Here is a 26,607-nt window from a genome sequence, read left to right as displayed (position 1 = left end):
CGCCGCGCACGCCGGGACGTCAGCGCAGCCAGCGCCGCAGCTTGCGCGAGGACGCCGCCTCCCACGCGGCGTCCACGGCCTCGCGGCTGGCGGCGGCGCGCCCCACCTCGGCCGCGTACAGGCGCCCGCACGTGAACGCCAGGGCCTGCGGGTCGCGACCGGCGAGGCGGTGCAGCACCTCGCGCACGACGACGGAGTCCTGGTGCTCGCCCAGCACCTCCTGCAGCCCCTCCACGGCCTTCGCGTACGCCTTGGCCTCCTCGCCCCACACCGGCACGAGCGACTCCCCGGCGTAGCGGGCCTCCTTGGCGCGCTTGCGGGCGTCGTGGAACAGGTGGTCGGCCTCGACGGCGGGCACCGCCGGGTCGGCGTCGGCCGCGTAGGCGGCGCGCACGCGCTTGCGCAGCTTGCGGTCGGTGGCGCGCACCATCCCCGGCAGCACGTCCTTCGCCTTCTCCAGCGCCAGGGGCGAGAACGGCGGGCCGTCCAGCGGCGCGGCGACGAGCTCCTCCAGGCGGGCCAGCAGCGCGGCGTACCGCTCGCCGTCCAGGGCGCGCAGCAGCTCGTCGTGCGCGGCGCGGTAGTCGGCCTCCAGCACCTCGCGCAGCGCGGTCGCGGTCGCGGCGGGGTCCTCGCCCTCGACGGGGTCCAGCTCGCCGACGGCGGCGACCAGCCGGTCGCGCATGACCTCCGCGTCGCGGGCGCCGCCCAGCTCGTCGGCCAGCCAGGACAGCTCCTCGCGCAGCGCCTCGGGCACCCCCTCGGCGAACAGCGGCCGGTACGTCTTCAGGGCGCTGCGCAGCCGCCGGGTGGCCACGCGCACCTTGTGCACGCTGTCCGGCTCGTCCAGGCGCACCATCGGGTCGCCGGAGACGATCACCGACACCTGCGCCGCCAGGTGGGCGCCGACGACCGCGCCGGCGGCCGAGCCCCGCTTCAGGGGGGCGGCGGCCGGGGCCGCGGGGGGCGTGCCCAGGGCGCGGGCCAGCTTCGAGCCGTGCGGGGCCTCGACCACCCCGTGCGCGCGCAGCTGCGCGTCGAGGTCCGACAGGAGCTGGCGGTCGCCCTCGACCAGCTCCACCTCCAGCTCCCGCCAGGTCTCCGGCGCGGGCGCCGGGCCCTCCGTGAGCAGCCTGCGCGCCTGGACCCGGTCGTCGGCGACCTCGGCCAGGACCCGCCCGCCGGTGTCGACGACGTGCCGCACGGTGCGCAGGGTGATCAGGCGCGCCACGGGGACCAGCGGCTCACCCCGGGTCAGGGACGACACCAGCCGCTGCAGCTCCCGGGGGACCCCCCGGGCGGAACGGCCCGGGGGCAGGCGCACCTCCCGGCGCGCGCCGGCCAGCGGCAGCTTCAGGTGCCAGCCGGCGTCCTCACCGCCGGTGCGCCGGCGCAGCGTGACGCGGGCCGCGGCCAGGCGCTGCCCCGGGGTGTCGAAGTAGACGGCCTCCAGGCGGTCGGTGCGGGCCTCGCCGTCCAGCCCCTCCAGCTCCGGCAGCACGAAGTCCTCGCCGACGGCGTACTTGAGCTCGACCTCGTCGTGGGTGGTGGCGTCCCGTGCGGTTCCAGGCATCCCATTGATCTACACGCCGCGGCGGCCCCGCGCACGCCGGGCCGGGGCGTTGCGCCACACGGGGGACACCCCGTTTCACCGGGTGCCGCCGCCGCGATGAGCAGCACGTGAACCAGACCGCAGCCCTCGAGGAGTGGTGGGCCTCCCTCGGCGAGGACCGTCGCCGCGAAGCCCTCGCCATCGAACCCGGCGACTTCCTGTCCGAGGTCGTCGCCCTGGACCTCATGCTGTACGGGGTGCACGTGCCCGACGTGGCCGTCGCCTGGGACGTGGAGGGCGTGCTCGCCCGGGTGACCGTGCACGTGCAGCCGGCGGTGCTCACCGAGTTCCTCGCCGGGGTGCGCGCCCCCCGCTGAGCGCGGTCGGCCGCCGCCCCGGGGTCCGCTACCCGGCGATGACGTACAGCAGCCGGTCGCCGGCGCGCAGCTGCGCCACCTCGGGGTCGCCGAACCGGTGCGGGTGCCCGTCGCGCACGACGGCCAGCACCGGCACGGAGAACGACTCCGGCGAGCGGCCCACCTCCGCGGCGCTCACCTCCCGCTCGGCGAGGTCCAGGCCGGTGCCGAAGGAGACCAGGTCCTCCACCACGTCGACCGCGGCGGGGCTGTCGGCGGCCATGCCCAGCAGCCGCCCGGCCGTCTCGGAGGAGACCACCACCGAGCTCGCGCCGCTCTCGCGCAGCAGCTCGGCGTGCTCGGCCTCACGGGCGGCCGCCACCACGGCGACCTTCGGGTTCAGGCGCCGGGCCGCGAGGGTGGCGAGGATCGCGGTGTCGTCGCGGTCGAGGGCCACCACGACGCGGGCGGCGCGCTCGACGAGCGCGGCGCGGAAGGTGGCCGAGCGGGTCGCGTCGCCGGTGATGGAGAGGTACCCCTCCTGGGCGGCGTCCGCGGTCGCCCGCGGGTCGCTGTCGACCACGACCAGGTGCTCCTGGGGGTGGCCGTGCAGGCGCAGTTGGCGCACCGCGCTGCGCCCCTTCGTGCCGTACCCCAGGACGACGACGTGGTCACGCATGCGGGCCCTCCGGCGGGCGAGTCGGATCTCGGTTCGCGAGCGCTCGGTGAGCGCCTGGATGGTGGTGCCGACCAGCACGATGACGAACATGATCCGCATCGGCGTCACCACGAAGGTGTTGAGCAGCCGGGCGCTGGGCGTGATCGGGACGATGTCGCCGTAGCCGGTCGTCGTCAGGGTGACGGTCGTGTAGTAGAGCGCGTCGAGGACGGACACCTCGCCGTCCAGGCTGTCGGTGTAGTCGCCGCGCTCGAACACCACCATGCCCCAGGCCACCAGGACGAGGGCGACCGCGATGCCGAGGCGGACGGCGATCGCGCGCAGCGGCGACAGGCGCCGCCCCTTGGGCAGGCGCGTCCTCACGTCGGGTTCGTGCACGTCCCCTGCCTACCGTGCTCGGGCCGAGGGCGCCCTCCCGGCGCGCCGCGCGGTGACGCAGCCGTGCCCCGCCGGTGGCACCGCGGGCGGGGCGCGGCTGCGTCACCCGGTGTGCCCGGGCCCGCGGGGCGTCACTGCCCCAGGACGGCGTTCATGTTCGCGGCGAACTCCTCCGGGGTGATGGAGAGCTGGAAGAGCTGCTCGATGTTGGTCAGCAGCTCCTCGGCCGCGGTGGGGCTCAGCGCCTGGTCCCAGGACTGCCCGAAGAAGGCGGCGTCGCTGACGGTGCCGTAGACGAACTCCATCCACTCGGGGTCGGCGGCCTGGCCCAGCTGGTCCTCCACGCCCTTGACGACCGGGACCTCGCCGGCGTCGGTGATGAACGCGGTGACGACCTCGTCGGTCATGAGGCCCTCGGCGAAGAACGTCTTGGCCAGCTCCTTCTGCTCGTCCGTGGCGGAGGAGGAGAGGTAGAAGTACTGCGCCGGGTTGCCCACGGAGTTGCTGGGGTCGCCCTTGCCGCCGGCGACGGCGGGGAAGTTCGCGTACCCCAGGTGCCCGCCGGTGACGAAGTCGCCGCCGTCGGCCTTCATGGACCCGTAGGTCCACGTGCCGTGCAGCATCATGGCGGCCTTGTCGGTGTAGAGCAGGGCCTGGTCGGCGTTCTGGTCGGCGACGACGGAGTTGAAGCCCGTGATGAAGCCGTCGGCGCGCACCAGGTCCTGAGCCATCGTCAGCGCCTTGATCGCGTCCGGGTTCGACCAGGCCTCCGGCTCGCCGTCGTAGATGGCCTGGAACACCTCGGGGCCGCCGACGCGGTCGAAGAGGAACTCCAGCCACATCATCGTGGTCCAGCGGGACTGCCCGGCCAGCGAGATCGGCGCGATGCCCGCCGCGTTGAACGTCCCCGTCAGGGCCATCACGTCGTCCCAGGTCTGCGGGGGCTGCGCGCCGACCTGCTCGAAGAGGCGCTTGTTGTAGAAGAGGACGATCGGCTGGACCGTCTCGTTGGGCATCGCGTAGATCCGGCCGTCGACGGTCGCGGCGGGCCAGGTGGTGTCGAGCAGGCGGTCCTTGACCTCGGGGTTCTCCGCCAGCCAGTCCGTGAGGTCCTCGATCTGCCCCGCCCGGGCGAAGTCGCGCATGCCGCCGCCGCCCCAGCCGTAGATGATGGTGGGCGCCTGGTTCGCGCCGACCGCGGTGCGGATCTTGGACTTGTAGGCGTCGTTCTCGAACGCGGTGTGGGCGAGGTCGCCCTCGGAGCTCTCGTTGAAGGCCTCGACGTAGGCGTCGCGGATGCTCTCCTTCGGCTCGCCGGTGAGGTACCAGATGCTCGCGCCCCCCTCGGCGGCCTGGCCGGGCCCGGAGGAACCGCCGCAGGCGGTCAGCGCGGTCGCCGTGAGCGGCGCGCCCAGCGCCGCGGCGAGGAGGGAGCGGCGGGTGGTGGTGCGGTCCACGGTGGTCTCCTGTCCGACGAGCCGCGACGGTGCGGCATCGAGGCGAAGCTTCGGCCCGGGAGCGCTCGACCACTCCGCGTCGAGGTGGTGCGAGCGCTCTCAGCAGGGACGCTAGCGGCTTCCGGACCAGGACGGGAGGGGTTCCGGAACCTCGTTGCCGGAAAGTTCCCGGACGAGGTCAGCCGGCCGCGTCGGTCGCCACGACCTCCGCGTACGCCGGCGGGTCCTCGACCAGACCGCTGGTGCGGTGGAAGTCGGCCGACTCCTGGTAAGCGGCCTCGGTGACCTCCGGGCTCGAGGGGATCTCCGCCTGCAGCACGGGCACCAGCGCGTCGACGGTGGCCGGTTCCAGGGCGCCCAGGTAGCCGCTGAGCAGTTCCCGCACCTGCGCCGGGTCGCCGGCGATGGTCTCCTCGGCGCGCGCGATCGCGCGCAGGAACGCGGCGACCGCCTCGGGCTTGCGGTCCAGCACGCCCTGCGTGGTGAACAGCGCCCCGTGCACGGGGTCCTGCAGCGCGGGCACGTCGCCCCGGGCGGGGGAGATGAGGATGGTGCCCACGCCGGTGGCCTCCGCCTGCTGGCCGACGGGCTGGAAGAACGACAGGGCGTCGACCCGCCCCGCCTCCAGCGCGCCGATCGCCGCGGACGGGTCGGCGCCCAGGTTGACCAGGACCGCGTCGGTGGCGGGGTCCATCCCGTTCGTCGTGAACAGGTAGGTCAGCAGGGCCTCGGTGCCGCTGCCGGGGCCGGTCATGCCGATGTTGCGCCCGCGCAGCGCCTGGACCTTCTCCTCCAGGGGGGCGTCGGCGGAGACCTGCAGGGAGTTCCCGGCGATGACGTCGACGTAGTAGGCGTTCACCAGGCTGCCCACGACGCGCGCGTCCGGGTTGTTGCCGTACAGGTTGAAGGCGTCGGTCATGACGCCGGCGGCGACGTCGATGCTGCCGGACTGCACCGCCGCCGCGAGCTTGGCGCCGGTGCCCAGCCGCGGGCGGTCGCCCAGGGTCAGGCCCTCGTCGGTGAAGTACCCCTGGTCCTCGGCCACGAACAACGGGAAGAAGGCGACGGAGTCGCTGATCTGCCCGACGGCCAGCGTCATCGCGTCCTCGCCCGTGGCCGGGGTGGTGTCCGCGTCGTTGGCGCACCCGGCCAGGAGGGCGGCGGCCGAGGCGCCCAGCACGAGGCGGCGGGTGGGCGGGTGGGACCTGCTCATGGTGTCTCCTTCGACGGGGCGAGCGGGGGTGGTGCGGGGTGGCGCGGGGTGGTGCTCAGTCGTCCCCGAGGGGCTTCCAGCGGTTCGCCCGGCGGCCGAGCAGGCCGACGAGGGTGTTCAGCACCGCGGCCACGACGCTCAGCACGATGAGCGTGGCGAACACTCCGTCGGTGTCGAACTGGGCGGAGGAGGCGCTGATGAGGTAGCCCAGCCCCCGGTTGGAGGCGACGAGCTCACCGATCACCGCGCCGATCAGGGCGTAGGGGATGGAGACGCGCAGCCCGGTGATCAGTCCCGTCAGCGACGCGGGCAGCACCACCTTGAGGGCCACGTCGCGGCGGTTCCCGCCCATCAGCCGCACGGCGTCGATCAGCGCCCGGTCGACCTCGTGGACCCCGGCCGCGGTGTTCAGGAACACGAGGAAGAACACGGTGACCGCCGCCAGCAGCACCTTCATCTCCGTGCCGATGCCGAACCACACGATGAACAGCGGCGCCAGGGCCACCTTGGGGATCGAGTACAGCGCCATGAGGTAGGGGTCCAGGACCTCCCACAGCGTGCGCACCGGCGCGATGAGGTAGGCCAGCAGGGCACCGGTGCCGGCGCCGAGGAGGAACCCCAGCACGATCTCCTGCACGGTGATCCAGGTGTTCGTCCACAGCGTGCCGTCGACGGTCCACTCCACCAGGCGTTCGGCGATGGCCAGCGGGGCGCTGACGACCGTCGCGTCCAGGACCGGGCCGGACAGCAGCTGCCAGGCCACGAGGAACACGACCAGGACCGCGGCCCGGGCGCCCCACACGACGGAGGTGCGGCCGTGCCGGGTCCGCCACCCGCGCTGCGACTCCACGCGCAGCGGCCCGGCGAGGTCGCCCGCGCCGGGACCCGACAACGGTGCGGTGGTGCTCACCGTGCTCCCTCCTTCAGGGCCGCCGACAGGGCCCGGTGCAGTTCGACGAAGCGGGGCTCGACCCGCACCTCGTCGGGGTCGCGCGGTCGCGGCAGGTCCACCTGCTGGTCCAGGACGATGCGCCCGGCCAGGCCGAGCACCACGACCCGGTCGGCCAGCACGAGCGCCTCCTCGATGTCGTGGGTGACGAACACGACGGTGCGCCCGCTGCCCGACCACAGGCGCAGCAGCTCCGCCTGCAGCTCGGTGCGCAGCTGCGCGTCCAGCGCGCCGAACGGCTCGTCCAGCAGCAGGGTCTCCGGATCGGCGCACAGCATCCGCGCCAGGCTGGCGCGCCGGCGCATCCCCCCCGACAGCTCGCGGGGGTAGTGGTTCTCGAAGCCGCCGAGCCCGACGGTGCGGATGAGCTCCTCCGCCTTGGCGCGGCGCTCGGCGCGGGGCTGCCCGGCGATCTCCCGGGGCATCTCCACGTTGCGCACCACGTCGCGCCACGGCATGAGCGTGTCGTGCTGGGTGAGGTAGCCGACCTGCGTGCGGGGGCCCTCGACGGGTTCGCCCCGGTAGGTGATGCGCCCGGCGGTGGGCCGGGTCAGCCCGGCCAGCAGGTTCAGCAGCGTCGACTTGCCGCACCCGCTGCGGCCCAGCAGCACCACGAAACTGCCCCGCTGCACCTGCAGGTCCACGTCGCGCAGGGCGACGAGGGCCTCGTCGCCCTTGACGAAGTGCTTGGACAGGCCCTGCACGCCGAGCACGACGTCCTCGTCCGTGCGCGCGGCGGCGGCGGCGGTCACGGTGAACCCACCGCCCCGTCCTGAGCGGAGGAGGGCGCGCCGATGCGGCGCGAGTTCGTCACCGCCATCGTGACGACCTCGTCCTCGGAGAAGCCCGCCGCCAGGAACGCGTCGGCCATGAGCGCCAGGCCGTCCTCGACGGGGGGGTTGAACGGCTGCCCCAGGTCGGAGGACAGCAGGGAGTGCTCGGGGCCGACGGCGCGCACGTGCTCGAACAGCAGGTCCCAGCTGACCTTGCCGGTGTGCGGGGTGGTGAAGCACCGCTCCAGCAGGGCGCCGCGCCCGGCGAGGTGGCGCTGCACGTCGGCCGGCAGCTGCTGGGAGGTGAACTCCGGGTGGGTGACGACGATGCGCTGCACGCCCGTCTCGGCGGCGGCGTCGACCACGGCGACGATCTCCGGTCCGCTGAGGTGGCCGGTGGCCAGGACGAGGTCGTGGTCGGCCATGACGGTGAGGACCTCGCGCACGGCCGGCAGCACCCGCCCGTCGGCGTCGACGACCTCCACGGGCGGGGACACCACGCCCTTGGCGGCGAGGTCGTCCTGCACCTGCGCCCACATGGGCGGGGTGGCGCCGGGGGGCGCGGCGGCCCGGCTGCGGCGCTGGTTGGCGCTGTCGACGGTGGGGAACCAGACGATCCGGGCGCCCTGGCGCCCGGCGATCTCCACGGCGACGGGGTTGAGCCCGCCGACCGAGCCGTTGAGGGTGACGGCGCCGAGCGCGTCGGTGCCGGGCACGGCCTTGCGCACCACGGCCGCCCGCTCGGCGGTGGGGACGTAGTGGGACTTCAGCACGAAACCCGCCATGCCGACGTCCGCGAACCGCCGCGCGAGGTCGAGGTCGTCGATGCGCCGGCGCATGACGTCGGGGGCGACGTGGACGTGGGTGTCGTAGGCGCCGCGGACCAGTTCGCGCGCCCGCGGGGAGGGCTGGGGGTGCTGGTCGGGGTCGTGCTCGGCGGTTGCGGGTGACGTCTGCGTCACGGACTCTCCTGGAGCGGTCGTGGTGCGCGGCTGCGGTGCCTGCGGCGGCGGGCGGTCTCCTGCGACCGCGGGCAGCCGGTGCCGGGCGGTCCGGGCTGACGACGAGACTGTCGACAATCCTGGCGACGATGTCAAGGACCGGACCCGGCCGGTCGCCGGGTGGCGGAGCCCCGCGCCGCTGCGCTCAGGGCTGGCGGCGCTCCGTGCGCCAGGCCGCCGCGTCGTCCAGGGCGGCGGGGGAGCCGTCGCGGCTGAGCAGGACGAGCCGGTCGTGCAGGCGCGAGGTGCGGCCCTGCCAGAACTCCACCTCGTGCGCGCGCACGAGGTAGCCGCCCCAGTGCGGCGGGGCGGGCACGTCGTCGGCCGAGCCGGTGTTCGGGAAGCGCCGGCGCAGCTCGGCCTCGCGCTCGCGCAGCTCGGCGGGCGAGGTGATCGGCCGGGACTGCTCGCTGGCCCACGCGCCGATGCGCGAGCCGTAGGGGCGCGAGGCGAAGTAGGCCTCGGTCTCGGCGCGCGGGAGCACCTCGGCGGTGCCGCGCACCGCCACCTGGCGGTGGGTGCCGTGCCAGACGAGCAGCAGCGCCACCCGCGGGTCGTGGGCGATCGCCAGCGCCTTGCGCGAGCGCTGGTTGGTGAACAGGACGAACCCGCGCCCGTCGACGCCCTTGAGCAGCACGGTGCGCGAGGAGACCCCGTCGGGGCCGTGGGTCGACAGGGCCATCGCGTTGGGTTCCGGTTCGCCGGAGGCGACGGCTGCGGAGTACCAGCGCTCGAACTGGGCCAGGGGGTGGGCGGCCAGGTCGTCCTCGTCGAACGAGCGCTCGCCGTAGTCGACGCGGCGCCGGGCGGGGTCCTCCACGGGATTCACCCTAGGGCGGTGGGGACCCCGCGGCCCCGGGTGCCGGTGCGCTCGCGCTTCGGCCACAGCGTGTAGCTCACGGCCCACAGCAGGTCCACGGCGCAGATCACCCCGAGCAGCGGGAGCACGCCCAGCAGGGCCTCGGTGCGCCGGGGGGCGCCCACGAGCGCGACCAGGCCCAGGACGATCCCGGCGGCGATCCCGGCGGCGAGCAGGGTGCGCGCCACGTCCGCCCAGCACGCCCGCGCGTAGGCCCGCCCGGTGGGCTTCACCGGGGCCGGCCCGCCGGCGAAGCGGTGCGCGAACCGCACGTCGGCCCAGTGCACGAGGCGGTGCCCGTAGGCGACGGACACCCCGATGTACACGGCCGCCAGGCCGTGGTGCCAGGTGGCGACGGCACCGCCGCGCAGGTGCACCGCGGTGGCGGCGAGCAGCACGAGGTCGAGCACGGGCGCCAGGGCGAGCAGGACCAGGCCCGCCCGGGGTGCGCGCAGCGGGTAGCGGGCGGTGAGCCCCGCGAGGACGGCGATCCAGAAACCCGCCTCGCAGGCGGCGATGAGGGCGAGCACGGGAACCTCCGGGACTCTTGCTAATACGGCTGTGTCACCAAAGAATTTAACACGACTGTGTACGCTCCGGGGGTGCCGAAGCTCATCGACCACGCCGCCCGCGAGGTGCAGATCGCCGAGGCCGCCTGGCGCGTGGCAGTGCGCGACGGCGTGCGCGCGGTGTCCGTGCGCTCCGTCGCCACGGAGGCGGGGCTCGCCACCGCCTCGCTGCGGCGCGCGTTCCCCACCCAGAACGCCCTGCTCGCCTACTGCCTGGAGCTCGCCGGCCGGCGCGTGCGCGAGCGCACCGCCGCCGCCGCGGCGGGCCTGGCCCCGCGCGAGGCCGCCCGGGCCGTGCTGCGCCAGCTGCTGCCCCTGGACGCCGAGCGCCGCCTGGAGATGGAGGTGTTCCTGCTCATCGGCGCCCTGGCGCTCACCGACGCCGACCTGCGCCCCGGCTACGACGCCGCCCACGCCGAGCTCGCCGTCGGCTGCCGCGGGATCGTGCTCGCCCTCGAGCAGGTGGGCCAGGCACGTGCCGGGCTGGACCCGGACATGGAGGCCGCCCGCCTGCACGCCCTCGTCGACGGCCTGGCCCTGCACCTGCTGCGCCTGCCCGAAGGCGAGGACACCGCCTGGGCCGAGGCGGTCCTGGACGCGCACCTGGACTCCCTGCGCTGACCGCCCGGACCGGGGACCCGCGGGCCCCGGCCGCCGAGGTGCCGCCCCCGCGCCCTCGCCGTAGCGTGGCCGACCGTGGACGTGACGCAGAAGGCACGCGAGGTGGTCGCCTCGGCCGTGGGCGCCGCCGCCAAGGTCCTGCCCGGTTCGCGGCCCGGTGCGCAGCCGGCCCGCCAGACCCTGACCGTCGGCCGCCCCACCGCGGACGTGCTGGCCGCCTGGCGGGACCCGCAGGTGGTCTCGCGGCTGCTGGGCGACCTCGGCCGCGTCGAGGCCGGCGCCCCCGGCCGCTGGACGTTCTCGCTCACCGCCGGGGGCGGCACGAGCGTGGAGGCCGAGCTCACCGACGGGCCGGACGTCGTGGAGTTCCACCGCCCCGGCGAGCAGGGCCCGGACGGCGCCCTGCTGCGCGTGAGCACCCGCCCCGCGCCGCGGGAGCTGGGCACCGAGGTGACCTGCGAGGTCGCGCCGGAGCTGAGCGCCGGGGTCGGCGCGGTGCCGTTCACCCTGCTGTACCGGTTGCGGGCCCTGCTGGTGACGGGGGAGATCCCCACCCTGGGACCGCAGCCCGCCGCCCGGGAGGAGGAGCGCTGATGCGTGCGCTGGTGTGGAACGGCGTGAACGACCTGGCCGTGGAGACCGTCCGCGACCCCGAGCTGCTGAACCCGCACGACGTGCTGCTGGACGTGAGCCTGACCGTCACCTGCGGTTCGGACCTGCACTTCATCGACGGCTACCTGCCCGGGATGCGCCGGGGCGACGTGTTCGGCCACGAGTTCATGGGCGTCGTCGTGGAGGTGGGCCCGGAGGTGCGGCGGGTGCGCGTCGGCGACCGCGTCGTCGTGCCGTCGTTCATCGGGTGCGGGGAGTGCTTCTACTGCCGCCACGACATGTGGTCGCTGTGCGACACCACCAACCCCAACGCCCCGCTGCAGCAACCCGTCCTGGGGTACCCCAGCGGCGGGATCTACGGGTACACCCACCCCTTCGGCGGCTACGCCGGTTCGCACGCGGAGTTCGTCCGCGTGCCGTTCGGGGACGTGAACTGCTTCTCCGTCCCCGAGGGCGTGAGCGACGTGCAGGCGCTGTTCACCTCCGACGCCGCCCCCACCGGGTTCATGGGCGCCGACTTCTGCGACATCACCCCCGGCGACACCGTGGCGGTGTTCGGCGCCGGTGCGGTGGGGCTCATGGCCGCCGCCGGCGCGAAGCTGCTGGGTGCCGAGCGCGTCATCGTGGTGGACCGCCTGCCCGAGCGGCTGGAACTGGCCCGCACCCGCGTGGGCGCCGAGACGATCGACTACTCCGAGGTCGACAGCGTCCAGGAGGCCCTGCGCGAGAGCACCGGTGGGCGCGGGCCCGACGCGGTCGTCGAAGCGGTCGGCATGGAGGGCCACGGGACCGGTGCCCAGGAGGTCTACGACCGCGCCAAGCAGGCCCTGCGCCTGGAGACCGACCGCGCCACCCCGTTGCGCGAGGCGATCCTGGCCTGCCGCAAGGGCGGGGTGGTCTCGGTGCTGGGCGTGTACGGCCTGACCGACAAGTTCCCGATGGGCGTGGTCCTGAACAAGGGCCTGACGATCCGCTCGGCGCAGCAGCACGGCCAGCGGTACGTGCCGCGCCTGCTGCAGCACGTCCTGGACGGCGAGCTGGACACCGGCTTCCTCGCCACGCACGAGATGCCGCTGGAGGACGCCGTGCGCGGGTACGAGATGTTCAAGGAGAAGCAGGACGGCTGCCTGCGCGCGGTCTTCCGCCCCTGACCGACCGACGACCCCGAGCGAGAGGAACGCCATGACCACCCAGCCCAGCCAGGAGCCCGGCAGCGCGGAGGCGGCCGAGTCGCCCACCGAACCCGGTTACGGCAACGACACCGGCTTCGCCGAGGAGGCCGAGCAGGCCGACGAGGGCGGCGGGCAGCAGTCCGGCGAGCACAGCGGCTCCTGACGCGCCGCCGCACCGGAGCGCCCCGCTCCCGGGCACCCCGAACGCCCCCGGCCCCCTGGGCCGGGGGCGTCGTGCGTGCGGGGCGTTGACCGCCGCGAGCCGCTGTGGCAGGCTCGATGGAAAGCGTATTCCAGCCCGCGAAGGAGCGAGCCCGTGGACACCCGTCGCCTCAGCCTCAACCAGATCACCGTCAACTCCTGGTCCCTGGAGCAGGCCGTCGCCGGGTGCGTGCGCCACGACATCGGCGCGATCGCCCTGTGGCGGGACAAGATCGCCGCCGCGGGGCTGCCGCGCGCGGTGGAGCTGGTGCGCGAGGCGGGCCTGCGCGTCAGCTCCGTGTGCCGCGGCGGCATGTTCACCGACCCCTCCGCCGACCCGGCCGCCGTCCTGGACGACAACCGCCGCGCCGTGGAGGAGGCCGCCGAGCTGGGCGCCGACACCCTCGTCCTGGTCTGCGGGCCGCTGGTCGACAAGGACCTGCCCGCCGCCCGCACCCGCGTGCGCGACGGCATCGCGGCCCTGCTGCCGCACGCCGCCGCCGCCGGGGTGCGCCTGGCGATCGAGCCGCTGCACCCCATGATGATCAGCGTCCGCTCCGTCGTGGTCTCCATCGGCCAGGCCCTCGACCTCGTCGAGGAGCTGGAACCCGCCCACCCCGGCCACCTCGGCGTGATCGTCGACGCCTACCACGTGTGGTGGGACCCGGCCCTGGAGCAGCAGCTGCAGCGCGCCACCGGCAAGGTCTTCGGCTACCACGTCTCCGACTGGCTGCCCGGGACCTCCGACCTGCTGCTGGACCGCGGCGTCATGGGCGACGGCCTCATGGACCTGCCGCGGCTCTCCGCGCAGGTCGCGGCCACCGGTTTCGACGGGCCCGTCGAGGTCGAGGTCCTCTCCTCGCGCTGGTGGGCCGAGGACCCCGACGACGTCCTGCGCCTGGTGCGCAAGCGGTTCGAGGAGTTCGTCTGAACCCTCCCGACCGTCGTCGCGGCCGGCCTACGACTTCCGGGTGATCGCGCACCGGTGCCCGCGAGACCCCGGGGGCTGGTGGCGGCCGTGACCGCCCGGGAGGGTTCGTGTCCTCAGCCGGCCCACAGGAGAGGCACGACGATGACGACGACCACCCGCGCCCGCCACCACGACCGCCGCCGCGCCGCCGCGGTGCTCGCCTGCGCGGCGCTGCTCAGCGCACCCGCGCTCGGCGCGGCGGCCGCCCCGCCCGCCGCGCCCGCGCGGGACGGCATCGACCGCCGCGCGGTCCAGCGGGCGCTGGACGAGCTCACCGCCACCGGCGCGCAGGCCGTGCAGGTGCGCGTCACCAACGGCCGCCGGCAGGCCGTCCTGACCAGCGGCAGCGCCCACCACGAGCGCCGCACCCCCGTGCCGCGCGACGGCAGGTTCCGCGCCGGCAGCATCACCAAGACGTTCGTCGCCACGGTGGTGCTCCAGCTCGTCGCCGAGGGGCGCGTCGAGCTCGACGAACCGGTGTCCCGCCACCTGCCCGGCCTGCTGCCGGACGGGGACCGCATCACCGTGCGCATGCTGCTGCAGCACACCAGCGGCCTGGCGAACTACACCGCGCTGATCCCCGCCGACCCGTCGGCCGTGCCCACGCCCGAGGCCTACGAGCAGGTCCGCTACCAGCACCACGAGGCCCGGGACCTCATCGCCCTGGCCGCCGCCCGCCCGCTGGACTTCGAGCCGGGCACAGCCTGGAACTACTCCAACACCGGCTACCTGGTGCTGGGCGAGCTCGTCGAGGCGGTGACCGGTGAGCCGTACGCGAGCGCCGTCGAGCAGCGCGTCCTGGAACCGCTCGGCCTGCGCGGCACCTCGCTGCCCGGCGACCGGGTGAACCTGCCCGCGCCGCACGCCCACGGCTACGCGCGCATCGGCGGGGAAGTCGTCAACGTCACCCGGCTGAACCCCTCGGTCGCCTCGTCCGCCGGGGAGCTGGTGTCCACCACGGCGGACCTGGACCGGTTCCTCGACGCCCTGCTGGACGGGGAGCTGCTGCCGCCGGAGCTGCTGGCGGAGATGAAGCGGACCACGGAGGTCTCCCCGGCGTACGGCCTGGGGCTGACGGTGGCGCCGCTGCAGTGCGGGACGGGCGTCACGACCGTGTACGGCCACGACGGCGGCATCCCCGGCTACCTCAGCACCGCCCTGAGCACCGAGGACACCGGGGAACGGCTCGTGGCGTCCCTGACCACCGCCGCCGACCCCGGTGAGTTCCGCGGCCAGGTCGAGCTGCTGGCCGAGGCGTTCTGCGACTGAGCCGGTGACGGGCGGGGGACCGGCCTCAGCCGAGCCGGTCCTCCGTCAGCCCGTCGCGCTCGCCCCCGAAGAACTTCTCCAGCACCGCGTCGAACGTCGGCTCCTCGGGGTCGGTGGCCGCGAACAGCGTCATGGACGAGCGCAGCTTCGCCGCGTCCGTCTCGCCGAAGACCGCCACCGGGTCCTCACCCGGCAGGTCCAGCAGCACCCGCGCGCACTCGCGCAGCCGCTGCCCCAGCACGGGGTGCGCCAGGTACGCCTGCGCCTCGGGCAGCCCGGAGACCGCGTACCGCCGCGACGTCTCGCTGCGGCCCAGCCCGGCGACCTGCGGGAAGACCCACCACATCCAGTGCGAGGTCTTGCGCCCGGCGCCGATCTCGGCCAGGGCCCGCTCGTAGGTGCCCTCCTGGGCGTCGGTGAAGCGCTGCAGGTCGAAGGGGTCGTCCACCCCTCCACCCTGCACCGGCCCGGCGCCGGGCACCTCCCGGGCGGGCCCACCCGCGCCGGTGCGGGAGGATCGGGGGGTGAGCGACGCGCCCGAGATCCGCATCCCCGCCGAGCTGCTGCCCGCCGACGGGCGCTTCGGCTCCGGTCCCAGCAAGGTGCGCCCCGAGCAGGTCGAGGCGCTGCTGCGCGCCGGGCGCACCGTGCTGGGCACCTCCCACCGCCAGGAGCCCGTGAAGTCCCTCGTGCGGCGCGTGCGCGAAGGGCTGGCGCAGTTGTTCTCGCTGCCGGCCGGCTACGAGGTGGTCCTCGGCAACGGCGGCAGCACCGCCTTCTGGGACGTCGCGGCGCTGTGCCTGGTGCGCGAGCGCTCCCAGCACCTGGTGCTGGGGGAGTTCTCCTCGAAGTTCGCCGCCGTCACCGCCGGGGCGCCGTTCCTGGCCGAACCGGTCGTCGTGCGCGGCGAGCCCGGCACGCTGCCGCCGCTGGGCGAGGTCGCCGGCGGCGTCGACGTCGTGACCTGGCCGCACAACGAGACCTCCACCGGCGTCATGGCCCCGGTGCGGCGCCCGGCCGGGCCGGCCCCGGCCGACGGCGGGCCGCTGGTGCTGGTGGACGCCACCTCCGGCGCCGGGGGCCTGGCCGTGGACGTCTCGCAGGCGGACGCCTACTACTTCGCCCCGCAGAAGTCGTTCGCCTCCGACGGCGGGCTGTGGATCGCGCTGCTGTCCCCGGCCGCCCTGGCGCGCGCCGAGGAGCTCGGCGCGAGCGGCCGGTGGGTGCCGCCGTCGCTGGACCTGCGCACCGCGGTGGAGAACTCCCGCAAGGACCAGACGTACAACACCCCCGCGGTGGCGACGTTGGTGATGCTGGCCGAGCAGGTGGAGTGGCTGCTGGGGCAGGGGGGGCTGGAGTGGGCCGCCCGGCGCACCGCGGAATCGGCCGCCGTCGTCTACGGCTGGGCCGCCGGGCGGGAGTGGGCCACCCCCTTCGTGACCGAGCCCGCCGCGCGCAGCACCGTCGTGGCCACGATCGACCTGGACCCCTCCGTCGACAGCGTCCGGGTGCAGGACGTCCTGCGCCGCAACGGCATCGTCGACGTCTTCCCCTACCGCAGCCTGGGCCGCAACCAGCTGCGCATCGGGCTGTTCCCGGCCGTGGAACCCGAGGACGTGCGGGCGCTGACCGCGTGCGTGGACCACGTCGCCGAACGGATCAGGAAAGCCTGACCTTCTTCTCCGGCGGGCGAAGGAATGCCTTGCCTACGCATTCCCCGAAAGGCGTAGGAAAGGCGTTCCTTCGTGGCGGGGAAGGCATTCCGCCGTTATGGTCGAAGGCATGGCGACCGTGAACCTGGACCTGACCCCCATCCACCAGTGCTCCGTCAGCGGGTGCACCTTCAACGCGGACGTGTCGTGCCACGCCCCGACGATCACCGTCGGCGACCACGGTGCGAACCACTGCGGCACCTTCCTGGGCCTGCCCACCAAGCACAAGACCGCCCCCGAGGGCCACGTCGGCGCCTGCCAGCTCGCCGACTGCAAGCACAACTCGGACCTGACCTGCACCGCGTCCGCCATCGACGTCGGCACCGCCGACTCCGGCGAGACGAAGTGCCTCACCTACAGCGCGGCCTGAGCCTCGCGGTCGCCCGCCGGCCGGCCGGCGAGGGCTGAGCGCACCGCGTCCAGCTCCGCCGCCAGCTCGGCGGCCAGGGCGGGCTGCACGCCCCACTCGCGGCACAGCCCGTCGAACTCCGCCAGGTGCTCCGCGCGCGGTGCGGACCCCGTCCGCACCGCGCGCAGCATCGCATTGCGCGGCGTGTGGGCGGAGTCGATGAACTCCACCACCTCCACCCGGTAGCCCAGCAGCTGCAGCACCAGCGCGCGCAGCGCGTCGGTGAGCACGTCGGCGAACCGCTCGCGCAGGATCGCGTGGCGCACCACCGGACCGCGCTCCCCGGCGGCCACGATCTGCCGCTGCACGTCCCGGTGGCAGCACGGCGCCGCCAGCACCAGCGGCGCACCCCAGCGCACCGCGCGCGCCAGCGCCTCGTCGGTCGCGGTGTCGCAGGCGTGCAGCGCGAGCACGACGTCCGGGCGCTCGCCCGGGGCGAAGGGCTCGGCCTCGGCGATGCTGCCGCGCGCGAACCCCAGACCCGCCAGGCCCGCCTCGCCCGCCGCGCGACGGCTGTTCTCCAGGACGTCCTCGCGCACGTCGACGCCGACGGTGCGCAGCTCCTTCCCGCGCCCGCCGGCCTGCGCGGACAGCCAGCGGTGCGCCGCGAACGTCAGGTACGCGTTGCCGCAGCCCAGGTCCACCGCCCGCACCACCGGCCCGGCCTGCTCCAGCACCGCCGGGGTCAGCGGTGCCAGCTGGCGCACGAACGCCTCCACCTGACGGCGCTTGTCCCCGCCGGCGCCCAGGACCCGGAACACCGGGTCGTCGGGGTCCACCAGGCGCTGCTTGGCGCGGTCGTGCGCCTGCGGGCCCGCCGGCGCGGTGCCGGCGCGCGCGGCGCGGTGCACCTGCGCCTCGCCCTTCTTCGTCACCCGCAGCTGCAGCGTCGCCGTCGCGGTCTCCACGTGCCAGTTGCCGTAGGGCAGGGCCAGCAGGTCGTCCACCGCCCCGGCGGCCTCGCCCGCGGGCACGTTGCGGGTGCTGACCACCGGGCCGCTGCGGAACAGGACCTGCAGGTGCGCACCGGACCGCAGCGCCACGGGGCGCACCTCCACCCGCTCGTGCTCCGGCGGCTCCACCCCGCGCCGACGGCCCGCCGCCACCGCCCGCACGAGGTTCTGCTCGTCCAGCAGCAGCTCGCGGACGTCGGACAGCGCGGTGGCGAGGTCGGTGGTCGGCACCCGGACATTGTCCGCCCGCCGGCGGGGTGCTCCGGGTGCCGTCCCCGGTGAGGAGCCGAGCCCCCTCGTGCACCGGGAGGCGTGGGTGATCTTCGTCCGCTCTTCACGTGCCGTCCCCCGGGCGGTCGCGGACGGCTCCTAGGTTGCGCCCTCGTGAAGAGAACCCTCGCCGCCACCGCCGTCCTCGCCAGCGCCGTGTCGCTGTCCACCGTCACGTCCTCCGCGGCCGCTCCGCTGGGCCCCGACGCCTCCGCGGCGGTCCGGTGCAGCGCCGCCGTGAGCCTGACGGGCTTCTCCGACCACCTGGACGAGACGACGTTCGGTGGGCAGCCCGTCGCCGGCCTGTCCGCGCTCGCACCGGCCCCCGACGGTTCGCTGCTGGCCCTGTCCGACCGCTCGGAGCTGTTCACGCTCGACGCCGCCACCCGGACCCCGACCGCCGTGGTCCCCCTGCGGGACGAGGCGGGCGCCGAGCTCGACAGCGAGGGCCTCGTCGTCGACCGGGACGGAACCCTGCTGGTCTCCTCGGAGGTCGGCCCGGCCGTCCGGCGCTACAGCCCCGACGGCCGGATCCTGGGCAGCCTGCCCGTTCCCGCGGCTCTGCAGATCGCCCCCGCCGGCCGCGCGCAGACGAACCTGTCCCTGGAGGGCCTCACCCTCTCGGCCGACGGCCTGACGCTCTACTCCAACGACGAGCAGGAACTGCTCGGCGACCCCGACGGCGCGCTGCGCATCCAGACCTGGCACCGCACCGACCTCGCGGCGCCGTTCGAGCTCGGCCCGCAGATCGCCTACCAGGCCGACCCGGGCCTCGGCGTCCCCGAACTCCTCGCCGCTCCCGACGGCCGGATCGTGCTCATCGAGCGGGAGTTCATCGAGCAGGTGGGCAACACCGTCCGGCTCTACGTGATCGACCCCGCGGCGGCGGCCGACGTCAGCGCGGTGGAGGTCCTCGACGAGGAGTCCGTCGTCGCGAAGACGTTGCTGGCCGACCTCGTGACGTGCCCGGCGCAGGGGGCGGTGGCCGAGCAGGAGCAGCTGAACCCGCTGCTGGACAACATCGAGGGGATGACCGTGCTGTCCGCGCAGGGCGATCGGCGCCTGCAGCTGCTGCTGGTCAGCGACGACAACGAACGTCCGACCCAGACCACGCGGTTCTACGACCTGGACGTCACGCTGCCGATCGAGGAGTCCTGACCCCGGCCGCCCCCGACGGCCCCGGGTCCGGTCGCCGGATCAGCCCCGGACGACCCCGCGGATACCGCCGCCGACCAGCGTCGCCACGTCCACCATGGCGTTCGGCAGGGCCAGGCCGCCGGGGGCGGCCACGTAGCGGGTCCGCCACCGGGGGCCGAAGCCCTGCTTGAACGCCCGCAGACCCCTGAAGTTGTAGAACTGCTCCCCGCGGCTCCACAGCAGGTGCCCGATCCGGTCCCAGGGGGAGGCGGTGGCGTCGGTGCGCAGCCCCGACAGGGGCGCCATCCCCAGGTTGAACGACGTGGCACCGTGCTCCTCCGCCCACAGGATGCACTCGATGAACAGGAACGTCATCACCGTCCGGGGACCGTCGGGCAGGCGGCGCATCAGGTCGACCTGCACCTCCCGGCCGTCCGCGCCGATCCACAGGGTCGCGAAGGCGATGACCCGTTCCCCCTGGCGCACCACGACCAGCGGGAAGCGCGAGACGTACTCCTCCTCGAAGGCGCCCAGGGAGAACCGCTTCTCCCTGCCGTTGCGCCGGGTCAGCCAGGCGTCGGACACCTCGCGCAGGGCGGGCAGCAGGGGAGCGACGTCCCCCGGCGCGACGAACTCGACCGTCATGCCCAGGCGCTGGGACTTGTTGCGGCAGTTGCGCAGGTTCACCTTGGCCCTGCCGCTGAGCGTGAACCCCTCCAGCGGGACGACGGCCTCCTCGCCGAGCTTGGCCAGGCTCAGCCCGCACTCGCGGTACAGGTCCGCGTGGTCGGGGAGCACGTTGTAGAAGACCGGCCGGCCGCCGTGCCGGTCGACCTCCCCGAGGAAGCTGCGGACCAGCTCGCGGTGGTCGGCGGGGTCCCCGACCGGGTCCCCCATCACCACCCAGCTGCGCCCCTGGACCTGGTACATCAGGAAGGCCGTGCCGCGCGGGCCGAAGTGGAAGCGCTTGTCGCCGGTGAAGGCCAGGTGCGAGGTGCAGCGCCCCCACCGGGCGACGACGTCCGCCACCCGGGCCACCTCGTCGTCGTCCGCGACCCGCGGGACGGGGACCGCCGCCGTCAGGGTCCGGCGCCCGCCGATGAGGATGCCGACGGCGCCCGCAGCCATCACGAGCCGGTCCGCCCCCGGCGTGTCGCCGGAGAACGACGCCGCCAGCAGGGGGGCGTCGACCGCACCGCCGAAGCCGCTGAACTCGTGCCACCAGACGGCCGCCCCGACCAGCACGGCCGCGGTGATCGGCCAGGCCGGGTTCCGCGGCCGGGCGGAGAGGGCGCCGCGGTAGAACGCCGGGCGTGCCGGCACCAGGAGCAGGGCGAGCACGGCGGTCACGGCGGACAGCGCCAGGTCGCCGTGGGCGGCGGCGACCACCGTGACGCCGGCCAGGAGCGCCAGGGTGGCCGCCCAGGCTCTCCGCAGCCGCCGGTGCAGCCCCCGGGCCGTGAGCAGGGCGGACAAGCCGGCGAGGCTGATGGTGACGGCCGACACGTCCAGCGCCCGGGTGCCCGGCAGGTCCCCGACCACCACCATGAACACCCCGGTGCCGGCGACGCCGAGCGCGAGCACCGAGGGCGTGAGCACGGACGGCAGGCGCACCGAGCGGGACGCCTCCACGACCGGGCGGGCCTCGTGCACGACGAGGAGCACGGCGGCCAGCAGCAGCGGCAGCACGAAGTAGCAGATCCGGTACGCCACCAGCGCCACCGCGAGCCCCGCGGGCGAGGTCGTCGACCCGATCAGCACGACCAGCGCCGACTCGAAGACGCCCAGCCCGCCGGGCACGCCGCTCACCAGCCCGGCGAGGGTCGCGATCGAGAAGGCGACGGCGAAGGCCAGGAACGGGAGCCTGCCCTCGGCGGGCAGCAGGACGTGCAGGGCCGCGGCCATGGTCAGCCACTCGAACGTCGACAGCACGACCTGAGCCACCGCCAGGCCGGGGGAGGGGCGCTCGACGCGCCAGGAGCGCCGGCCGACCGCGCGCCCGGCGACGGCCCAGGCGAGGTAGCCCACCACCGACGCCAGCAGCAGCGACCCGACGGCCAGGACGACGGCGCGGGGCAGGTGCAGCGCCGCGCCGACCCCGGCCGGGTCGTGCAGCATGCCGCCGCCGGCCAGGACCGCGGCTCCCAGCGCCAGGGTGACCGCGTTGAAGCCGACGATCCGCGTGATGGCGGAACCGGGGACCTGCCAGCGGGAGTAGACGCGGGCCCGCAGGGCCGCCCCCACCACCGCCGAGGCGCCCAGGTTGTTGCCGAAGGCGGTCGCCACGAACGACGCCAGGCCGTAGCGGCGGTAGGGCAGGGGGTGCCCGACGTAGCGCAGCGCCAGCGCGTCGTAGCCGGTCATCGCCAGGTAGGAGACCGCCGTCGCGCCGAGCGCGACGCCCGGGCCGAGCGCCAGCAGGTCGCCCCCCAGGTCCGCCCAGGAGTAGTGGCGCAGGGTCCGGTGCAGCAGCACCGCGGCTGCGGCGAGCAGCCCCGCCACGAGGAGGGGGGCGAGCAGGTGACGCACCGCAGCGGCCGGCCGCCTGGACGAGGAGCTCACCGACCAGGGGTCGGCAGTGCGGCGCCCGCCCTTGAAGCGGTGGCCGCTCTCGCGGCTACGCCGCGGCGGCGTCGCGCTCGTCGCCGCCGTCGGGGGAGCGGACCGGGACCACCCGCAGGTGGGGGGTGGTGCGGAAGGAGTACCTCACGCGGACCCTGGCGCGCCGCAGCACCACGACGCCGACGGCCACCGCCACGAGCCCCGAGGGGATCGAGCCCACCAGCACGGACCACTCCGCCCCGAAGCGGGTGCCGACCCAGCCCACGAACGGGCCGCCGACGACGGTGCCGCCCTGCACCAGGGACATGTACAGCGCCATGACCCGCCCGCGGATGCGCGGCTCGGTGGTCATCTGCACCGTCGCGTTGGCCGCCGTCAGCAGCGTCAGCGACGACAGCCCCAGGAACGGCAGGACCACCAGGTACAGCCAGTAGTTCGGCATCACCGCCGACACCGACGCGGTCGCCGCGAACGCCACCGCAGCGCCGATCACCAGGCGCCAGCGGGGGCGCTCGCGGCGCGCGGCGATGAGCGCGCCCAGCAGCGAGCCGACGGCCAGCACCGTGCCGGCCACGCCGAACGCGGCGGCGTCCCGGCCGAACTTCACGCTCGTGATGAGCGCGGAGGTGAGCTGGAAGTTCAGCCCGAAGGTCCCCACGACACCCACGAGGGCGAAGATCGCCAGCAGGTCCGGGCGGGCGCGCACGTACCGCAGGCCCTCGCGCATCCCGCCGGTGCCCTTCGCGGGGCGCTCGCGGCGCACCGGCTCGGCCGGGCGCATCAGGTGCAGGGTGGTCAGCGGGCCGAGGAACGACAGCGCGTTGATCAGGAACACCGGCCCGGTGCCGAAGGCCGCGATCAGCAGGCCGGCCAGGCCGGGACCGATGAGCCGGGCGGAGTTGAACGAGGCGGAGTTCAGCCCGATGGCGTTGGGCAGGTCCTCCGGCGGCACGAGCTGGCCCACGAAGGTCTGGCGCACGGGCCCGTCGATCGCCGAGGCGCAGCCCAGCAGCGTGGCCAGCACGTACACGTGCCACAGCTGGGCGACCCCGGACAGCACGAGCGCCGCCATCGCCAGGCCCAGGGCCATCATCGCCGCCTGCGTGGCCATCAGGGTGCGGCGCTGCGGGAAGCGGTCGGCGACCCAGCCGGCGACGGGTGCCAGCAGCAGGATCGGGCCGAACTGCAGGCCGGTGGTGATGCCGCCGGCGGTGCCCGAGCCGTTCGTGAGGACCTGGATGACGAGCCAGTCCTGCGCCACGCGCTGCATCCACGTGCCGGTGTTGCTGACGATGGCGCCGCTGGCCCACAGGCGGTAGTCGCGGTGCCGCAGCGAGCGGAAGGTCCGGTTCACTCCTCGACCACCGCGCGCAGCAGGCGCGCCGCGCTCTCCAGGGTGGCGCGCTCGTCGTCGTCCAGGCGGGTCAGGCGCTCGCGCAGCCACGCGGAGCGGCGCGCGCGCGTCTCCTCGACCGCCGCGCGGCCGGCCGCGGTGGGGAACACGAGCACCTGGCGCCCGTCGTCCGGGTGGCCGGTGCGCTCGACGTAACCGGCGGCGGCCAGCGCGGCGACGGTGCGCGTCATCGAGGGCGGGCGCACGTGCTCGGCCTCGGCGAGCTCGCCGGGGGTGCGCGGGCCGTGGACGTGCAGGTCGGCGAGGACGGAGAGCTGCCCGTCGGTGAGGTCCTCGACGCTCTTCTGCGAGCGCAGGCGGCGCGCGGTGCGCAGCACGGCGACGCGCAGGTCGGCGGCGAGCAGGTCCACGCGCGCCTCGTCGACGGGTGCGCCGGGTGGTTCGGGAGTGCTGCTGGTCACGCGACCACGGTACTCCTTAGCCATGCTAATTACCAACGGCAACGAAGTGCTTGTCACGATGAGTGCCGCAGTTCTCTACGAAGCGTTACAGTCGATGGCGGTGAGCGAGTGCCAGGCGTCGGGCAGGGACGCCTGCTCGGAGACGGGAGCTGACGCGTGAGGGGTTCTCCGACGACCTCGGTCCTGCGGGACGAGCCTGCGCTGGGCGAGGGGGTCCCGCAGGACCTCGCCGCCGTCCTGCGGGCACAGCGCCGCCTCGCCGGTTGCACCGACCCCGGCGCGCTCGCCGAGGAGCTCGTCGACGAGGCTCGACGGGCCGGCTGCACCCGCGCCCTGCTGCTGCGGCCCGTCGCCCGCTCCCGCCACCGCGAGCTGGAGGTCCTGGCCGCCCGCGGCGAGGTGGTCCTGCTGCCCGGCCGGCGCACCACCGTCACCGACCTCGCCGGCGCCACGCCCTCGGCCGTCCTGGAGCTCCTGCCCGGTGACCCGAGCGCCCCCCGGCTGGCCGTGTGGGGGGACCCCGCCCCCGACCGCGCCGTCCTGGAGCTGCTGGCCGCCGCCGCCGGCGCCGCCTGGCGCGCCCTGCGCGCCACCCGCGACGCGGAGCGGAGCGCGGCCGAGCTGGCCGGCGTGCAGAAGCTGCTCTCCGGCGCCGTGCGCCTGGCCGGGCTCGGCTCCTGGTCGTGGGACCCCGCCACGGGCCGCCTGACCCTGGACGACAGGCTGCGCGCCGTGCTCGGGATGGGCCCCGACGACCCCGACCCCGACCTGGCCACCTGGCGCGAGCGCGTCCACCCCGACGACCGCGGCCCCTTCGCGCAGACCCAGGACCCCGCCGCCCGCGTGGGGGCCCCCGTGCCGTACCCGTTCCGGGTGCGCACCGCCGACGGCACCGAGCGCACCCTCCTGGGCGCCAGCGTGCCCCTGGGTGCCGGTGGTGCGGGTGTCGTGCAGGGCCTCGTGCTCGACCTGGTCGCCGGGGACCGCTCCACGGGGGAGCTGGTGCGGCTGGCCCAGTGCGACTCCCTGACCGGACTGGCCAACCGGGCCGTGCTGGACGTCCGCCTCGGCGAGGCCCTGGCGAGCGCCACGCCCACCGCCGCCGTCGCGCTGGTCCTGCTGGACCTGGACCGCTTCAAGCTCGTCAACGACACCCTCGGCCACCAGATCGGCGACGCGCTGCTGTGCCAGATCGCCGCCCGCCTGGAGCAGGCGGCCCCCGCCGGCTCGACCCTGGCGCGCCTGGGGGGCGACGAGTTCGTCCTCATGGTGCCCGGCGTGGACCGCCCCGAGGCCGCCGCCACCATGGCCCGCAACATCCTGCGGCGCCTGCGCGCCCCCGTCCTGCTGCCCGGCCTGCCCGAGCCGTTCGTGTGCACCTCCAGCGCCGGCGTCGCCGTCGGCCACGAGGGCACCGCCGACGACCTCTTCCGCAGCGCCGACATGGCCCTCTACCGGGCCAAGGACGCCGGGCGCGACCGCGTGGCCGTCTACGACTCGGCCATGCGCGAGGACGCCCAGGCGCGCCGGGAGGCCGAGCACAAGGTCCGCCGCGCCCTGCGCACCGACGGGCTGCGCGTGGTGTGGCAGCCCATCGTCGACCTGCGCGACGAGCGGCTCGTGGCCGCCGAGGCCCTCGTGCGCCTGCAGGACCCCGCGGAGGGGCTGCTGGAGCCCAAGGTCTTCGTCGACACCGCCGAGGACACGGGCCTGATCGTGGACGTCGACACCTGGGTGCTGGGGGAGGTGCTGCGCCAGCTGCGCCAGTGGCGCCAGGACGGCGAGGGCCTGCAGGTGTCGTTCAACGTCTCCGGCAAGACGCTGGAGCACCCCTCCTTCGCGCACCGCCTGGCGCACAGCGTGGAGAGCACCGGCGCCTCCGGCTCCAGCCTGCTCTGCGAGGTCACCGAGCGCACCCTCATCGACCTGTCCAGCTCCACCCGCGCCAGCCTCGGCGAGCTGCGCAGCATCGGCGCCCGCGTCGGCCTGGACGACTTCGGGACGGGCTACTCCTCCCTGTCCTACCTGGACCGCTTCCCGCTGAGCTTCCTGAAGATCGACATGAGCTTCGTGCGGCCGCTGGGCACCTCCGAGCGCGCCGCGGCCGTCGTGCGCGCCCTCATCGCCCTGGCGCACGCGCACGGCATGGTCGTCACCGCCGAGGGCGTGGAGACCCGCGAGCAGGCGACGCTGCTGCGCGAGATGGGCTGCGACCGGGCCCAGGGCTGGCTGTTCGGGCGGCCGGTGGCCGCCGGGCTGCTGCTGGGGCGCTGAGGCCCCCCGGCACCCCCGGGCCGGGCGCGCTCAGCGCCGCCGGTGCACGTGCGCGGCGTCGGCCTGCTGCACCGGGCGCACCACGACCCGGTCCAGGTCCACGTGCGCAGGGCGCGTCACCGCGAAGGCGATCACCTCCGCGACGTCCTGCGCGCTCAGCGGCGTCAGCCCCTCGTAGACCTTCGCCGCCGCCTCGGCGTCGCCCAGGCGCACCAGGGAGAACTCCGTCTCCACCATGCCGGGGGCGATCTCCGTGACCCGCACCGGCTCGCCCACCATCTCCTGGCGCACCGTGCGGCACAGCGCGTTGACCGCGTGCTTGACGGCCGTGTACCCGCCGCCACCGGGGTAGGTCTCGAAACCGGCGATGGACCCCAGCACCACGACGTGCCCGTCGCCGCCGCGGCGCAGCGCCGGCAGCAGCGCCTTGTGCACGCGCAGCACGCCGAGCACGTTCGTGTCGTACATGCGCCGCCAGCCCTCGACGTCGCCGTCCTCGACGCGGTCGGTCCCCAGGGCGCCGCCGGCGGAGTGCACCACGACGTCCACCTCCGGCACCGCCGCCGCCAGCGCCGCCACCGAGGCGTCGTCGGTGACGTCCAGCGCGAGCGCCCGCCCGCCGACCTCCCGGGCCAGCTCCTCGCAGCGCTCCACCCGGCGGGCCGCCGCCACGGTGTCGAACCCGGCCGCGGCCAGGGCCCGCACCGTGGCGGCGCCGATGCCGCTGCTGGCACCGGTCACCAGCGCGGTGCGCCGGCGCGGGGAGGGGTCGGTGAGCACGGTGGCGGGGGAGGCGGGGCGGGCGGGGCCGGGCGTCTGCTGGGGCACGGGACCCATCCCACCA

26 protein-coding genes are annotated in these 26,607 nt (G+C 75.1%); 11 read left to right on the top strand and 15 right to left on the bottom strand.

All coding sequences use genetic code 11. The features are described 5' to 3' along the window. Positions 1-19 precede the first annotated feature (19 nt). Complete coding sequence (locus ACRYM0_RS06220; RefSeq protein ID WP_432503160.1) at positions 20-1,573, bottom strand: CYTH and CHAD domain-containing protein; 1,554 nt, start codon at positions 1,571-1,573, stop codon at positions 20-22. Between the two features lie 107 nt (positions 1,574-1,680). Between ACRYM0_RS06220 and ACRYM0_RS06215 the strand changes: the two genes are divergently transcribed. Then, positions 1,681-1,929 (top strand): hypothetical protein, encoded by a 249-nt coding sequence (locus ACRYM0_RS06215; RefSeq protein WP_432503158.1) that lies wholly within the window; start codon positions 1,681-1,683, stop codon positions 1,927-1,929. A gap of 28 nt (positions 1,930-1,957) precedes the next feature. Here ACRYM0_RS06215 and ACRYM0_RS06210 read toward each other — a convergent pair whose 3' ends face one another. From ACRYM0_RS06210 to ACRYM0_RS06175, 8 genes are all read right to left on the bottom strand, one after another. Beyond that, positions 1,958-2,950, bottom strand: a complete 993-nt coding sequence (locus ACRYM0_RS06210) for a potassium channel family protein (RefSeq protein WP_432503156.1) — start codon at positions 2,948-2,950, stop codon at positions 1,958-1,960. 146 nt (positions 2,951-3,096) lie between these two features. Next, on the bottom strand, positions 3,097-4,422 hold the full coding sequence (locus ACRYM0_RS06205; RefSeq protein ID WP_432503154.1) for an extracellular solute-binding protein: 1,326 nt from the start codon (positions 4,420-4,422) through the stop codon (positions 3,097-3,099). Between the two features lie 178 nt (positions 4,423-4,600). Beyond that, a complete protein-coding gene (locus ACRYM0_RS06200; protein WP_432503152.1) occupies positions 4,601-5,635 on the bottom strand; it encodes an ABC transporter substrate-binding protein in 1,035 nt (344 codons plus the stop codon). Between the two features lie 55 nt (positions 5,636-5,690). After that, a complete protein-coding gene (locus tag ACRYM0_RS06195) occupies positions 5,691-6,545 on the bottom strand; it encodes an ABC transporter permease (protein WP_432503150.1) in 855 nt (284 codons plus the stop codon). Beyond that, positions 6,542-7,336 (bottom strand): ABC transporter ATP-binding protein, encoded by a 795-nt coding sequence (locus tag ACRYM0_RS06190; protein ID WP_432503147.1) that lies wholly within the window; start codon positions 7,334-7,336, stop codon positions 6,542-6,544. Before ACRYM0_RS06190 ends, ACRYM0_RS06195 begins: the two co-directional genes overlap by 4 nt. Next, the gene (locus tag ACRYM0_RS06185; RefSeq protein WP_432503145.1) at positions 7,333-8,319 is read right to left on the bottom strand and encodes a DUF6282 family protein; all 987 of its coding nucleotides are present in this window, start codon (positions 8,317-8,319) and stop codon (positions 7,333-7,335) included. The genes ACRYM0_RS06190 and ACRYM0_RS06185 overlap by 4 nt, the downstream gene beginning before the upstream one ends. A gap of 184 nt (positions 8,320-8,503) precedes the next feature. Beyond that, positions 8,504-9,178, bottom strand: coding sequence for a pyridoxamine 5'-phosphate oxidase (pdxH, locus tag ACRYM0_RS06180; protein WP_432503143.1), 675 nt, complete (start codon positions 9,176-9,178; stop codon positions 8,504-8,506). 5 nt (positions 9,179-9,183) lie between these two features. Further along, positions 9,184-9,747 carry a hypothetical protein gene (locus tag ACRYM0_RS06175; RefSeq protein WP_432503141.1) on the bottom strand — a complete coding sequence of 188 codons (564 nt, stop codon included), beginning with the start codon at positions 9,745-9,747 and terminating at the stop codon, positions 9,184-9,186. A gap of 72 nt (positions 9,748-9,819) precedes the next feature. Here ACRYM0_RS06175 and ACRYM0_RS06170 point away from each other — a divergent pair, with 72 nt between their 5' ends. From ACRYM0_RS06170 to ACRYM0_RS06145, 6 genes are all read left to right on the top strand, one after another. After that, entirely contained in the window at positions 9,820-10,407 is a 588-nt protein-coding gene (locus ACRYM0_RS06170; RefSeq protein WP_432503139.1) for a TetR/AcrR family transcriptional regulator, read from the top strand. Positions 10,408-10,482: 75 nt separating this feature from the next. Beyond that, positions 10,483-11,001 carry a hypothetical protein gene (locus ACRYM0_RS06165; protein ID WP_432503137.1) on the top strand — a complete coding sequence of 173 codons (519 nt, stop codon included), beginning with the start codon at positions 10,483-10,485 and terminating at the stop codon, positions 10,999-11,001. Next, positions 11,001-12,170: a zinc-dependent alcohol dehydrogenase gene (locus ACRYM0_RS06160; protein WP_432503135.1), complete on the top strand. Its 1,170-nt coding sequence runs from the start codon at positions 11,001-11,003 to the stop codon at positions 12,168-12,170. Before ACRYM0_RS06165 ends, ACRYM0_RS06160 begins: the two co-directional genes overlap by 1 nt. 31 nt (positions 12,171-12,201) lie before the next feature. Next, positions 12,202-12,354 (top strand): hypothetical protein, encoded by a 153-nt coding sequence (locus ACRYM0_RS06155; RefSeq protein WP_432503133.1) that lies wholly within the window; start codon positions 12,202-12,204, stop codon positions 12,352-12,354. A gap of 153 nt (positions 12,355-12,507) precedes the next feature. Continuing rightward, complete coding sequence (locus ACRYM0_RS06150; RefSeq protein ID WP_432503131.1) at positions 12,508-13,323, top strand: sugar phosphate isomerase/epimerase family protein; 816 nt, start codon at positions 12,508-12,510, stop codon at positions 13,321-13,323. Between the two features lie 141 nt (positions 13,324-13,464). Next, positions 13,465-14,631, top strand: coding sequence for a serine hydrolase domain-containing protein (locus ACRYM0_RS06145; RefSeq protein ID WP_432503129.1), 1,167 nt, complete (start codon positions 13,465-13,467; stop codon positions 14,629-14,631). A gap of 25 nt (positions 14,632-14,656) precedes the next feature. Here the strand turns inward: ACRYM0_RS06145 and ACRYM0_RS06140 are convergent, their stop codons facing one another. Continuing rightward, a complete protein-coding gene (locus ACRYM0_RS06140) occupies positions 14,657-15,079 on the bottom strand; it encodes a DUF1810 domain-containing protein (protein ID WP_432492809.1) in 423 nt (140 codons plus the stop codon). A 76-nt stretch (positions 15,080-15,155) separates the two neighbouring features. Between ACRYM0_RS06140 and serC the strand changes: the two genes are divergently transcribed. Together serC and ACRYM0_RS06130 are read left to right on the top strand one after the other, a co-directional pair. Next, positions 15,156-16,304 carry a phosphoserine transaminase gene (gene serC, locus ACRYM0_RS06135; protein WP_432503127.1) on the top strand — a complete coding sequence of 383 codons (1,149 nt, stop codon included), beginning with the start codon at positions 15,156-15,158 and terminating at the stop codon, positions 16,302-16,304. A 109-nt stretch (positions 16,305-16,413) separates the two neighbouring features. Further along, positions 16,414-16,713, top strand: a complete 300-nt coding sequence (locus tag ACRYM0_RS06130) for a DUF1540 domain-containing protein (RefSeq protein WP_432503125.1) — start codon at positions 16,414-16,416, stop codon at positions 16,711-16,713. Here the strand turns inward: ACRYM0_RS06130 and ACRYM0_RS06125 are convergent. Beyond that, positions 16,698-17,936 (bottom strand): class I SAM-dependent methyltransferase, encoded by a 1,239-nt coding sequence (locus ACRYM0_RS06125; RefSeq protein ID WP_432503123.1) that lies wholly within the window; start codon positions 17,934-17,936, stop codon positions 16,698-16,700. The genes ACRYM0_RS06130 and ACRYM0_RS06125 overlap by 16 nt on opposite strands. Positions 17,937-18,089: 153 nt before the next feature. Between ACRYM0_RS06125 and ACRYM0_RS06120 the strand changes: the two genes are divergently transcribed. Then, a complete protein-coding gene (locus ACRYM0_RS06120; protein ID WP_432503121.1) occupies positions 18,090-19,133 on the top strand; it encodes an esterase-like activity of phytase family protein in 1,044 nt (347 codons plus the stop codon). A gap of 39 nt (positions 19,134-19,172) precedes the next feature. On the opposite strand, the gene mprF is transcribed toward ACRYM0_RS06120, so the two are convergent. The 3 genes from mprF to ACRYM0_RS06105 are packed head-to-tail and all read right to left on the bottom strand — an operon-like array spanning position 19,173 to position 23,489. Further along, the gene (gene mprF, locus ACRYM0_RS06115) at positions 19,173-21,674 is read right to left on the bottom strand and encodes a bifunctional lysylphosphatidylglycerol flippase/synthetase MprF (protein WP_432503119.1); all 2,502 of its coding nucleotides are present in this window, start codon (positions 21,672-21,674) and stop codon (positions 19,173-19,175) included. A gap of 55 nt (positions 21,675-21,729) precedes the next feature. Next, on the bottom strand, positions 21,730-23,028 hold the full coding sequence (locus tag ACRYM0_RS06110) for an MFS transporter (protein WP_432503117.1): 1,299 nt from the start codon (positions 23,026-23,028) through the stop codon (positions 21,730-21,732). Then, positions 23,025-23,489: a MarR family winged helix-turn-helix transcriptional regulator gene (locus ACRYM0_RS06105; protein ID WP_432503114.1), complete on the bottom strand. Its 465-nt coding sequence runs from the start codon at positions 23,487-23,489 to the stop codon at positions 23,025-23,027. The genes ACRYM0_RS06110 and ACRYM0_RS06105 overlap by 4 nt, the downstream gene beginning before the upstream one ends. 156 nt (positions 23,490-23,645) lie before the next feature. On the opposite strand from ACRYM0_RS06105, the gene ACRYM0_RS06100 reads away from it, so the two are divergent. Then, positions 23,646-25,763 (top strand): putative bifunctional diguanylate cyclase/phosphodiesterase, encoded by a 2,118-nt coding sequence (locus ACRYM0_RS06100; RefSeq protein WP_432503112.1) that lies wholly within the window; start codon positions 23,646-23,648, stop codon positions 25,761-25,763. Positions 25,764-25,793: 30 nt separating this feature from the next. Here ACRYM0_RS06100 and ACRYM0_RS06095 read toward each other — a convergent pair whose 3' ends face one another. Continuing rightward, positions 25,794-26,507, bottom strand: a complete 714-nt coding sequence (locus ACRYM0_RS06095) for an SDR family NAD(P)-dependent oxidoreductase (RefSeq protein WP_432503191.1) — start codon at positions 26,505-26,507, stop codon at positions 25,794-25,796. Between the last annotated feature and the right edge of the window lie 100 nt (positions 26,508-26,607).

The organism is Kineococcus arenarius subsp. arenarius, assembly GCF_050871845.1.
Classification (GTDB): Bacteria; Actinomycetota; Actinomycetes; order Actinomycetales; family Kineococcaceae; genus Kineococcus.
The sequence above is the reverse complement of the archived record's forward strand: the minus strand, read 5'-3'. Positions and strand labels throughout refer to the sequence as shown.